This is a genomic window from Paenibacillus sp. FSL P4-0176 (assembly GCF_037975265.1).
Lineage (GTDB): Bacteria > Bacillota > Bacilli > Paenibacillales > Paenibacillaceae > Paenibacillus > Paenibacillus amylolyticus.
In genome coordinates, this window is sequence record NZ_CP150242.1 from 3,005,170 (window position 1) to 3,017,322 (window position 12,153).

At 44.0% G+C, this 12,153-nt stretch carries 9 protein-coding genes; 6 read left to right on the plus strand and 3 right to left on the minus strand.

The window, feature by feature from the left end; translation table 11 throughout:
* Positions 1 to 44: 44 nt before the first annotated feature.
* Together MKY95_RS13900 and MKY95_RS13905 are read right to left on the minus strand one after the other, a co-directional pair.
* Complete coding sequence (locus MKY95_RS13900; protein ID WP_338708649.1) at positions 45 to 2,084, minus strand: serine hydrolase; 2,040 nt, start codon at positions 2,082 to 2,084, stop codon at positions 45 to 47.
* Positions 2,085 to 2,395: 311 nt separating this feature from the next.
* On the minus strand, positions 2,396 to 2,980 hold the full coding sequence (locus MKY95_RS13905; RefSeq protein WP_076318095.1) for an AAA family ATPase: 585 nt from the start codon (positions 2,978 to 2,980) through the stop codon (positions 2,396 to 2,398).
* Between the two features lie 283 nt (positions 2,981 to 3,263).
* Here MKY95_RS13905 and MKY95_RS13910 point away from each other — a divergent pair, with 283 nt between their 5' ends.
* Complete coding sequence (locus MKY95_RS13910; protein ID WP_076318094.1) at positions 3,264 to 3,599, plus strand: helix-turn-helix transcriptional regulator; 336 nt, start codon at positions 3,264 to 3,266, stop codon at positions 3,597 to 3,599.
* On the plus strand, positions 3,596 to 4,933 hold the full coding sequence (locus MKY95_RS13915; protein ID WP_076318093.1) for an FtsW/RodA/SpoVE family cell cycle protein: 1,338 nt from the start codon (positions 3,596 to 3,598) through the stop codon (positions 4,931 to 4,933). Before MKY95_RS13910 ends, MKY95_RS13915 begins: the two co-directional genes overlap by 4 nt.
* A gap of 44 nt (positions 4,934 to 4,977) precedes the next feature.
* On the opposite strand, the gene MKY95_RS13920 is transcribed toward MKY95_RS13915, so the two are convergent.
* Positions 4,978 to 6,795: an ABC transporter substrate-binding protein gene (locus tag MKY95_RS13920; protein ID WP_076318092.1), complete on the minus strand. Its 1,818-nt coding sequence runs from the start codon at positions 6,793 to 6,795 to the stop codon at positions 4,978 to 4,980.
* Positions 6,796 to 6,929: 134 nt separating this feature from the next.
* Between MKY95_RS13920 and MKY95_RS13925 the strand changes: the two genes are divergently transcribed.
* The 4 genes from MKY95_RS13925 (at position 6,930) to MKY95_RS13940 (ending at position 12,071) form a co-directional block, all read left to right on the plus strand.
* A complete protein-coding gene (locus tag MKY95_RS13925; protein ID WP_076318091.1) occupies positions 6,930 to 8,549 on the plus strand; it encodes a DUF4173 domain-containing protein in 1,620 nt (539 codons plus the stop codon).
* A 92-nt stretch (positions 8,550 to 8,641) separates the two neighbouring features.
* Positions 8,642 to 8,992 carry a hypothetical protein gene (locus MKY95_RS13930; protein WP_176872672.1) on the plus strand — a complete coding sequence of 117 codons (351 nt, stop codon included), beginning with the start codon at positions 8,642 to 8,644 and terminating at the stop codon, positions 8,990 to 8,992.
* Positions 8,929 to 9,816, plus strand: coding sequence for a membrane protein insertase YidC (yidC, locus tag MKY95_RS13935; RefSeq protein WP_076318090.1), 888 nt, complete (start codon positions 8,929 to 8,931; stop codon positions 9,814 to 9,816). Before MKY95_RS13930 ends, yidC begins: the two co-directional genes overlap by 64 nt.
* A gap of 287 nt (positions 9,817 to 10,103) precedes the next feature.
* A complete protein-coding gene (locus tag MKY95_RS13940; protein WP_076318089.1) occupies positions 10,104 to 12,071 on the plus strand; it encodes an AraC family transcriptional regulator in 1,968 nt (655 codons plus the stop codon).
* Positions 12,072 to 12,153: the final 82 nt, after the last annotated feature.

Here is a 12,153-nt window from a genome sequence, read left to right on the forward strand (position 1 = left end):
CAAGCCATGTAGCAATGACATGGCTTGCCGAGCATCACTCTATGTTAATGTAGCAGAGTGCCTAACATTTTGTACATCAAAACGGATGATTCCTGCCTGAGCATAGGCTGCTTTGATCTATAATCCACAGCACCGGTGCTGGATATGGATACTTCCGGACCGTAGAGACCTAGAGCAACCACAAACTGGACACCTTCTTCAGCCCAACGATCCTGTGAACCGATGAGATCGGCAGTTACGACAGGTGCGCCAAGGAGTTGTTGTGCCGTTCTTGATATGATCATCGCGGCCTCTTGCCTTGTTATGGCTTGGTCAGGATGGAACAATCCACGGGTATTACCTTGCACAATACCCAGTTCAAGCGCTGTTTGAATGTAGGGGGCATAGGGACTTGATTGGGTATCTTTAAATTTTGGAGATTGAGCTGAAATGGACATTCCGCTTACGCCCACAACCTGTGCTACAAACTCCCCACGACTAACCGGCTTCTCTGGTTCAAATAGGGATTGATTCTGTGGATACAGGCCAATCTGTGTTAAGCGATAGATGTACGGAGCATAGGGATGGTTTTCTGGCACATCTTCATAAGGTCTGGCTTCTGGTAATTTCTCGGACCAGCTATCTGACTTGTTGTAATAGAAATACGTGATTTCACCTGACTGATTTTTTTTGAAACCAGCAAGCTTGCCGTCCTCATCCATGAACAGCATGTCCTTAACGGGGGTTAAGGTGTGAGTGCCATAAGCATCTATAACCTGAAGACCTTTCTCTGTTGCTGAAATATCATACAACCATGCGGGCAAGCGGATATCCCGATATAGTCCCTCATAGGTACGAAGTGAAGACTTGGGTACGCTATAATCACTATAATGCGTCTTGTTGTTTGGATAAAAATGATCCATAAATGCTTGGAAAAGCGCTTCTCGCACATCTGGTCCATCACTGTTGGAGACGATAAATAGTCCAGTCTTCTCGTTAGGTAACAGCCACAGATTGGAGTGGAATCCGTCAAGATCGCCTGCTTTACTCACGACTTTACGTCCATGATTATACTGCGAATAGGTGGATTCGAATCCGTAACCTGTTCCAGGTATATCCGGGTGTATGGAGACATCCAACGTTTGCATCGCTTGGACGGATGACGGTTCTAGTATACGTGCACCCTGGTACGAACCTTGATTGAGCTGCGCAAGCATAAAGTGAGCCATATCTCGTCCAGTTGTAATGAATCCGCCCTCAGGGGAGCTGTCCGGTACATTGGGATATTGCGGAAGTTCTTGTCCTTCAGCGCCATAAGGAGTTGCGAGTTTACTCAGCGTGTCTTTGCTTAGTGTAAAATGGCTATCCGACATATCAAGAGGGTTGAATATATGCTGTTGTACATAAGTCTCAAACGGAAGTTTGGACTGTTTCTGAACAATGTAGCCCAAGAGTGTATAGCCGTAATTGTCGTAACGGAAAACTTCTCCTGGATTGCGAACAACGGACGGTTTGTTGTCCTGGATGAATTGCTCAAGCGGATAAGAACTTTCCAGTTCTCTGTCTGTAGCTGCTACATCTGTGAAATCAAACCCGCTGGTGTGGGTCATCAGATGTTCCAATGTTAACGCTGTTCCGGTATGGTTGGTCAGATGTAAACCGTCTGTGTATGCGCTGATATCCTGATCAAGCTTTACGTTACCTTGCTCCGCCAATTGCATAATAGCGGTTGCTGTCAGCGTTTTGGAGATGGAGGCTACACGGAATAGAGTGGAGTCGGCGTCGACTGGGATTTGTTTTTCCACATTGGCATAACCGTATCCTTTATTAAACACAATCTGTTGATTGTGAACAACGGTGACTACCGCACCTTTCAGAGCAGACTTCACTTCAGGTTGGGCGAAGAATTGATTGATGAACGATTCAGTTTCCTGAGGGCTTACCTGAAGAAGAGGGAGACTGCTCTCTGCCGATACACTGGTTATTGCGGTGAAACTCAGAGATGCAATCAGGAGGATGTTGACTACAGCACGTTTCCAATTAGGATTTGATTTGTAGTTGTGTTGTTGTTGTCGAGTTGGACATGTTGCTACGTGAGATTTCATGAAATTCTCCTTTGGAGTTCAGATATGTTCGTTCTCTTACATTTAAGTACATCTATAATCTATCAGTTCGAATGTAATGGCGATTCCGTAGTACGCACTTATTATGGCAGGACTTCCGCAAACCTTTTTGCGTGATCCCGCAATTGTGGAGGATGAAGAGTGAGTTTGGAATGATCTTAAATATATGAAAAGAGGTATTTGTCATGATGGACCCAACGGGGATCTCGACAAATACCTCTTTTTGTTTCGTCTTTTTATTTTCCATGCAAAGCGACATAGTGCAAAGGAATTGGGACGTAGATTTTATAAAACTACGCGTACATCCGTCGTTCAAGTTCAGCATAGGCAATCGCAGGATCATCACTGGAATTATCAATATAAGCGACGGATGAAGCAGGGAGCGGCCAGGCTATTTCTTTACGGACGAGAGAAGCTGTGAAGGCATCCCAGTTGGCTAACTTCCATTCATCTAGTGGGGATTGTCTTGCAGAGATCCGTTTGTGGTACAATGCTTCATTCTCCAGATAAATATAGGCCACCCGCACATCCGTATCTTCCAAGGAACGTCCAATTCGTGCAAGTTCCTGAGCAATCCAATCGGGAGTTCCAATTTCTTTGGTGAATGGCCCCACAACGATCGTATCGATACCCAACTGTACGTTATCCAGAGCGGCGTCCATCGTAATGCGATACCCAAGATCACGGCACAGCCGTTTGTATTCAGGCGAATCTCGGTCGGAAGGATCAAGTCCCTGAAGGGTCATGATTGCCTCAGCCGCGGGACGAAGCAGAATATCCATATCGAAGAAAGCCGCTTTATGTTTACGGGAAAGGGCTTTGGCAAGTGTGGTCTTGCCACTTCCGGCCCCACCGAGAAAGAAAATTAGTTTGCTCATGAATGTAATGCCTCCTTTAATTAGATTCAAAAAATAGGATATGTAATTGAAAAATACACAAATATATAGATTCATCATTAGAGTTCGTGAATGAAAGGACTTGTTTATTTTAACATAAATAAAGAAGCTTGTTGGCTAGACAGAAAAGGAAGGATAAAGTAATATCATACCTAGTTGTTCTATGCATAGGTTTCCGATGTATATGAAAAGAAGAGCTTTAAAAGTGTATTTTTCGAAATCTAAAACTCTTGCTAAATGAATTGAAAAGGAAGGAGTGAGTGCGTTGCAGGTTAACAAACAAATGATTAAAGGCAGTACCGAAACATTGATTCTGACCCTGCTTCAGGAACGACCGTTGTATGGTTATGAATTAATTAAGGAACTACATCGTCAATCCGAGGGTGTGTTTAATCTGAAAGAGGGCACGTTATACCCTATTTTGCATGCCATGGAGATTGAAGGATGGGTAGAGTCGTACTGGATGGAGGTCGAAGGCCGTAAACGGAAATATTATTCGATTTGTGACAAGGGGATGGAGGCCTTACAAAGTAAAAAAGCAGAGTGGAATTTGTTCCGTCGAGCTGTGGATCGGGTGCTTGGGGAAGGAGGCCTGACATGACGAATCGACATGAGCGAATTCAGCATTATCTTGATCACATGTGTGTTCAGGTTAAAGCTCGCGAAGTACATAATGACTTGCGTGATGAGTTGGGAAACCACATGGAAGAGATGATTTTGGATAAAGAACAAGAAGGTTATACAGAGGAAGAAGCAATTGCATATGCCATTGAACAGATGGGTGATCCCGCTGTCGTAGGCAAGAGTATGCACCGATTGCATCGGCATCGAATGCATTGGGGTCTGTTAACGGGACTTGCCAGTTTGCTAATAATAAGCCTGCTGCTGATGTGGATTTATACGACAAATATTTCAGATGAAAACTATCAGTTGATATATATAAGTCATTTGATGTATACCATTTTTGGTTTAATACTGATGGTGTTTTTGATGTATTTTGATTATCAAAAATGGAAAAAAGCTGCCTGGTGGATCTATATTTTGTTAAGTGGTATGTTGTGGATTAATCCGCTGGTATCACCGTTTGATTACGGTGTACAACGGTTCTGGAGCATATTCGGTTTTACAATTGATCTTACAACGACATCGATGTGGGTATTGCCTCTCGCCATAGGTGCAATTATGCTGGATAAGTTGAGCACCAAGTGTGATGTACAATCCGTCTCAACATATATGCTTCTTGTGGCTTTGCCGTCTTATAGCCTATTTCAAGCTTCAGATTGGGTACGATTGTTTCTGTTCGGAACGGCAACGCTGATCATGCTTGCCTGGATTACACGAAAATGGCTCTATACTTTCATCGGAGCTACAATAACCGGAAGTGTTATTATGTTGCAGTTGTTTTTGACAGGTGAATACAAGCGCTTTGAGAGACTCTCTGTCGTTTTGAATCTTCAGAATGATCTGCTGGGGAACTTCGAGTATAACCGTTCAATTATAAGTATCCTTCAGTCCGCCGGATGGTGGGGCAACGGTTTTGACATAACCTTTGGAATTTCCCAAAGGTTTTATATGGACTATCCCGGTGTGATGCTTATTGATGTGTTTGGCTGGTCAGCAGGCATTTTGCTATTGCTTGGAATCGTATGGTTTATTGCCAGTATGTTAAAGACGTTGCCTTGTATTAGGGATGGTTTTGGTCGAATGATTATTTTCAGTATTACAATCACGTTCGCTTTGCAAATGTTATATTCTCTTGCGATGACTACCGGGAAGGTTCCAATTGTCAGTGTCAACTTTCCTTTTATCGGGCGCGGCATTCATATAATATTAGAATACGCCATGATGGGTTTACTGCTTGGAGTATATCGTCGTAAAGATACCATTTTATTGAGAAGCAAACAGAGACATCCGATCACGATATTGTCAAAATAAAAAAGACACGTGATCGGATGGTATAAGTAAATATAATACGATGTCTAATCAAACTGACTTGCTCGCACGTCAGAAGGAAACCAGATATGACGCAGGTTTACCCAGCCCTGGCTGTTGAAAGATAGACCACGCACGGAAGGCAGATAAGCGGTTTCTACCGGTTTTTCGGATAAATGGAACAGTAAATTCTGATCAACCAAAAATTGCTCAATGCGATCTAATTCAGAAGTTCGATCTGCTGCGATGGGAGAGGCGACGATGGTTTGCAAGATCTCATGGATCGTTATACGAGCAGAATCTTCCAGATGCTCAGATAACGTGGAGTAGAGATCATACCTGCGCAGTTCTTCATCCCTGTCCCGAATCAGCGAGAAGAGAATCAGATCGGACTCCAGCCGCAGATTTCCTTTGAACTGCTCCATCGTTGCAGTACGGACGGTACAAGAGAAACCGCACTGCTCCAGTATGGACGCCAGATTTTTAGCATCCCTGCGATATTGTGGAATGGTTGCAATGTGCAAGGATATGGGACTGGAGGATACGGAACTTATCGATATATCGCTAAATCCCTCCGAGTAAACCTGGACTTTCTTGGTATTCACCGCACTAAAATCAGTCTCCACGACTTCAGAGTCATCTGCATGTCCGTCATCTCTATACATTCCAGCAAGGCATGACTGAAGGTGTGCTCTTACTTCCGGATCGTTTAACGGTCCGGTTTTTTGTGTATTACACGTGAGTAATTTATGAACCATTACACCTGCACTAATCTGTGTCCAGTCTGCACCCGCAGACGAAGACGGATTATGAACAAGATGAAAGAACGGAGTTTCGATATCTTGGCTATCGTCCATTTTTGCCGAGGCACTCCACGGAATTTGCAGGATATCTACCCGGTCCATATGTGCTCTACCCTGAAAATACGATGAAAAGGCTTCAAGTCTGCACAAGTGATCATCCCAGGCGGTGACCTTGAACGGTCCCGTCCCAACAGGTTTTTGCATCCCATGCACATCACTCGAATGCTTCATCTTATGTTCGTTTGTTCCTGGTGAGGGTACAATCGCCGCACGACTTGTTGTCAGGAAGGACAAAAACAATTCATGAGGATTTTTGAGCTGGAAACACACGGTTAAGGAATCGACCGCTTCAATAGATAGAATCTGTTTACTTACATCACGGTACAGTGTCCGGCGATCTGTAGATTGCAGTCGTTCAAACGTATGCACTATATCATAGGCCGTCAACAACTGACCATCGTGAAATGTAATACCTTTTCGCAAATAAAAGATCCAGGTCTTTCGGTCTGCACTGACATCCCAGGTATGAGCGAGACATGGGAGGATCTCTCCCTGTTCACCCCGCTGAACCAACCCGTCAAAGACATGGCTGGTAACAAAGGATTCAGCTAATAGATTAATGAACAGCGGATCAAGGGCATGAAGCTGTTGGCGCAGGGGCAACCGAAGGGTATCAATCTGCTCATTATTGGTGCCGGCTTCCGTATGATGTCCTGAATATCCAAGCAACCACTGGTTTAGATGATCCTGCATGATTGTTGAACTGGAGAATGCGCTCACCTGCTCGGCAGCTTCCTGTAACTCCCGGCGATTCATGGCCTGCATCATATATTCTGCGGCGATTTGATCAGCCGGAACAAGCAAGGTCAGTGAAGAACGCCGACCCCGGCCACGCTGGGAAACCCAACGAATCCAATCATGGGCAACCATCTTTTTGACAATCGTTAACGTATTGCGGTGTGTACAATTTAGCAACTCCGCGAGATCGGCGAGTGTAAGTTCATGTTCTGTATGGTGACCGTAATGACGATGCAACAGCAGATATTGCTGATGTAATTTCAAGTGTTGATTCCCTCCTGGAGGTGAACTCTAACGTATTCCTCTAAAATAAGAAGTTTTGTCGATTTTAATTTCTATTTATATTCCTATTTTATCATCTAGAATATAGCATAGAAAGGTTAATGGAGGTTTTTCCCATGATTGATAAAATAATGGCTTCACCGCAACGCGCTCTAATCACGCTACTGTCTGCATGGATGCTGGCGATCATTCACCAGTATTTATTCTATGGTAATGAGATTGGCGTATCGTATCCTATCTTTGTAATTCTCTTTTATGTGTTCATGTATCTGTTTGCAAGGGATCGCATGAGGTCTTTCAAGTTCATTGATGCTTTTGTAGCGGCTGTAGTGCTATTGTTGTCGCTAACGTTTCTGTTATACGACAATGAACTGCTGTATGTTCTTAATTTTCTGGTCATACCTGGCGTAGTTATCTTACATATGACGTATCTGATGGGCAGAAAACAGAAGCAGTGGTGGGAGATTGGTTTGATTGGTACGGCTATTGACCACTTGCTACCTCAAGCCATACGTCATTGGGGGACTGTTGCTGCTATTGCTGTGAGAGCAGGCGGGCGTGGCATGGGCAAATCCCAGAAAACAGTTGTTTTCAAAGTGCTCATTGGTCTTGTGGCGTCCTTGCCTATCCTCATTGTAGTCGTTGCATTACTGTCCTCCGCTGACGGGGTCTTTGATCAGTATTTAGCCGGTTTTCCGGAGTGGCTGAATCAATTGGCTTTTACTCCAGGGATACCGAGAATCATCTGGATTGTCATCGCAGGTGTATTGCTGTTTGGTTATGTATGGGGATTTGTACAGCCAATGCAATATGAGGCAGAGAAGAGAGCGAACGCACATTGGAAAAATGGAGCAGTATCCACGGTTGATAAGCGTGATCACAACTATATATTCTCTCCTGTGGACCCGGCAACTGAAGTTCAGGTTACCAATAAGATTACACCCGAGCCCGAACGCACTCCGGTTCATCGGGAACCATTCAGATTGGACCCCATCATTGTGGGGACGATGCTGATTGTCATTAACTGTGTGTACGTTTTGTTTGTACTTGTACAGTTTTCGTATCTGTTTGGTGCAGGAGAGGGGCATCTTCCGGTAGATCTGTCTTACGCAGATTATGCGAGAAGTGGATTCGCAGAGTTAATTCTCGTCACTGGTATTAACTTCTTTATTCTTATTGTTGCTTTGCAGTATACCCGTTCGAGTGGCAAAACGGGTTCCATCGTGCATCAGGTACTTCTCTTGATTCTGGTCAGTTGTTCAGCAATTATGTTGTATTCCGCGTTTATGCGCCTAAATCTGTATGAGCAGGCATATGGATATACGTACATCCGCTTCCTGGTACACGCATTCATGATCTTCCTCGCACTCCTGTTGCTGATTGCTGGCCTTCGTATACGGTACACATCAATACCGCTGATCCGCTGGTATATCGTGCTGGCGCTCACAGCTTATGTTGCTGTCAATTATGTGGGCATGGATAAACGGATTGCCGAGCTGAATATTGAACGTTATCATCAGACTGGCAATATTGATGCAACCTATCTGGCAAGTCTGTCGGCAGATGCAGTTCCGTTACTTCGAGAGTTTGCTCAGGAGGAGTATCCGGATCTTAAGAGGGAAATGCTGGAACGTCAAGCCTACCTGGACGAGGATGCATCAGATCGTTCATGGCCTTCTTATAACGTGGCGAGACACCGAGCTGAGCTAGAAATGTCCAAATTGAGAACGGAATAGCTGAATAGTAGTTGTTTTCACGTACGAATTTATGCAAAAACAATATGTAAGTGTTATAATATAAAAACTAACCTATAAAGGGGGTGAATCCCTTGTTTGAACTGCAGGAGTTATTACCATATTTATTTTCGATTGGACTCATCTTCACCGTCAGTTATGCCTATATTGCCCATCTTCATTGTGGCATGACAGAGTACTGGATGGAAGGTGGCGCCGGTGGTGGACTTGAACCTGTACTTCCCGCCCTGTGTTTGGACAGACAGCATAGACAGGAAGACTGGAGTCGCATGATTAGACGAAGAGAAGCGCCCGATGAAGATGAACCAGATTGTCATTCCTCGTTGAACGATTGGTCAACAAATCAACGAGGAGGATATATATGGAACATAAGACTAACAAGGGATTCACTTTTAGATCGGGCAAGGGACGGATCTATGGCCTGATTGTCATTTTGTTTGCAGTCATGCTGCTTGCCGGATGCAGCAACAACGTGTCGGAGATTACTTCATCGACACCGGGATTTTTTAATCACTACATTGTATTTCCACTGTCGTATCTGATTCAGCATATTGCTACCATATTTAACGGAAGCTACGGGGTCGCGATTATCGTGATTACGCTGGTCATTCGTTTAGCATTGTTGCCCTTGATGATGCGTCAAGCCAAGTCCCAGCAGGGAACACGAGTCATCATGAACGCCATGAAACCCGAGATGGATGCGCTCAAGAAAAAATATGAAGGCAAAAATGATCCTGCTGATAAGCAAAAGTTGTCTCAGGAAACGATGGAACTATACAAGAAACATAAGTTCAATCCGCTGAATATTGGCTGCTTGCCGATGCTCATTCAGTTGCCTATACTTTCAGGTATTTACACAGCCATCCGACTTACACCGGAGTTGTCCTCCCACTCGTTCCTGTGGTTCAAACTGGGAGCACCGGACTACGTACTCGCTGTGGTGGTCGCGGTCATATATTTGATTCAAGCCAAGGTATCACAAGCCAATATGGCGCCTGAGCAGCGAAAACAGTTCGCCATTATGGGTTATCTCTCCCCATTGATGATGGCATTCTTTTCTCTTACAGCTCCGGCAGCGATGCCGCTCTACTGGACCGTTGGGGGTTCATTCCTGGTACTACAGACATTATTGTTCCGTAAAATGTACCCGGTGGAACACCCACAGGAGCCTGTGGTTGTGGAAGTAAGTAAGAAAAAGAATAAAAAATCCAGCTCCGCCAAACCTTCTCGGAAACCTGCAAAGTCTTAATAAATTTGGTCGCAGGTGACAAGAGAAACATGGTGACTACGTAATCTTGTTAAATACAATAAACATAATGAAGAAGCCTGATCCATATGGATCAGGCTTCTTTTTTGTACTATCAGGTGTTCCTTTTTAGTTTTTTACGAAAACGGATGGAAAGCATAACGTCCACTGCCTGTTCCCCAATATCACTTAATGATATATACTTACCTGATCAAATGTGATATTGATAATCAATATCAATTATTGAGTGATGTATACATTGGAAAAAGTGAAACGAGGAGTGCGGATAGATGCAAGAGGAAGAAGCAAGACAGGGATTTACACCGGAGATGATTGATATGATGGCCAGTATCTGGACACGTTCGATTATTACATTAATAGATGTACGCTTTCAGAATGTAGCGTCACAATACCCGTTGGAGCAATATAAAATGCCTAGTAGCATGTTTATCTATGCATATGGGGGTGAAGCGCAAATCCAACTGAATGAAACCACATTTGCAATGGAACGCTTCGGTTTAGTTCACGGCGGGAAGGGGAGCCTGCTCAGTATTACGCCTAAAGAGGAGATGGTGAAGACCTTTATGGTGTTTTATAGAGCAGAATCACCTCTCTTTTTCAAGAAACATCTGCAACAATTACTGGAGCAAGTAAATCCATTTGTTCAACAGTTTGGTTATACGCCAAGTAATCCCATCTTGCTACGTGATTGGTTCCAACGAATGATGAATGGCTGGAAACGTGGCAAAGCGATGGATCAGCTACAGGCCAAAAGTTTTCTATATCAATTGATTCATGAGGTGTACAGGGATTTGGAGGGTGGTGAGATTCGGTATCTCCAGCCAGATCCAGCCTGTTCTGCCAAGGTATATCTCGATAAACATTACAGGGAGCCGATTATGTTTCAACAAATTGCCGATATGTTTGGGATCAGTGGTGGACAATTGACGCGTTTGTTCAAAAAAAGGGAAGGGATGAACTTACAGGAGTATCTCATTCAGAGAAGGATTGAAGCTGCCTGTCATGACTTGAAACATACAGAAGCGACAGTTAAAGAAATCGCAACAGGAGCTGGTTTCACAGATGAGAAAAACCTGTTCCGCATGTTTAAGAAGCATTACAAGATGACACCAAGTGATTATCGGAAAATAAACGCACTATCCATGCAGGTTGATGGTATTGATAATGATTCTCATCTCCCTTACGATGAGAGGGAACTAGCGAGTCTAGTCAAGTCTTATAGAGATGGGGAATCAACGATGTTTGGAACATTAAGAAGTAAAGAAATGATTTTGGCGGCGGCGATAAGCATGATGCTCTTATTGACGGCATGTACGTCGGGGACGCCAGCGAATAATGGGGGAACGGCAAATACAACACCTGCGCAGACACAGCAGGCGACACAACAAGAAGGGTCGGAGACAAAAGCTTCAGAAGCAGTCTCGCAGACCAGAACGATATCCACAGTTAAGGGTGATGTTGAGGTACCTAACAATCCTCAGCGAGTTGTAGTCGATTATTTGGTTGGTGATGTGGTAGCCCTAGGTGTAACTCCTTTAGGTGTTGCTAGAGCTGCACGGGGAGAGACAGAGCCTGTTTATGCTAACCAGATTACAGACTCCATAAAAGTAGCCATGGAGCCGGAAGATATCATGACGCTTGAGCCGGATCTTATCATTTTGGCATGGAGCGATGAGTCGTATGATGATTTATCCAAAATTGCCCCCACCATTTATGTTCCCTATGGTGATATGACTACAGAAGAGCGGATACAATTTATTAGCGATGTTTTGAACAAACAGGAAGAGGCTAAGGATGTTTTGAATGCTTATACCGGAAAAATTGAAGAAGCAAAGCTAGCTTTTCAGAATGCGGGCCTATCCGATGTAACCATTACGGTTGGAGAATTCAGTGATAAAAGTAACTACATAGCTGGAGCCAAGCATGCCGTTGGCGAGCTTGTTTACGATGAACTTCAATTGCAGGCACCTTCAAAAGTCCAAACGGATATTATCGATGCAGATAAATATTGGGGCGATGTCTCCATGGAAGTATTACCCGCTTACTCGGGGGATTATATGATCTTCTTAGGAGATGGAAACGTTGCTGCTGATAATGCAGTGTGGAATGCCATACCTGCTGTGCAACATGATCGGATCGTAAAGGTAGATTCTTCGCTATCTTGGTCCACCGACGTAATGACTTCCAGTGCATTGATTGATTATATTGTTAGTCAATTGCTAGCATTAGCTAAATAAGAGTTAGAACGAAATTTTAATTGAGCACTCCAAATTTTCAAACATGACCAGTCGAATTTATGGACGTTAATATCCATATTCG

Coding starts and splice junctions, on each gene's coding strand:
- MKY95_RS13900 (WP_338708649.1), bottom strand. CDS start 2,084: ATGAAATCTCACGTAGCAACATGTCCAACTCGACAACAACAACACAAC.
- MKY95_RS13905 (WP_076318095.1), bottom strand. CDS start 2,980: ATGAGCAAACTAATTTTCTTTCTCGGTGGGGCCGGAAGTGGCAAGACC.
- MKY95_RS13915 (WP_076318093.1), top strand. CDS start 3,596: ATGACGAATCGACATGAGCGAATTCAGCATTATCTTGATCACATGTGT.
- MKY95_RS13925 (WP_076318091.1), top strand. CDS start 6,930: ATGATTGATAAAATAATGGCTTCACCGCAACGCGCTCTAATCACGCTA.
- yidC (WP_076318090.1), top strand. CDS start 8,929: ATGGAACATAAGACTAACAAGGGATTCACTTTTAGATCGGGCAAGGGA.
- MKY95_RS13940 (WP_076318089.1), top strand. CDS start 10,104: ATGCAAGAGGAAGAAGCAAGACAGGGATTTACACCGGAGATGATTGAT.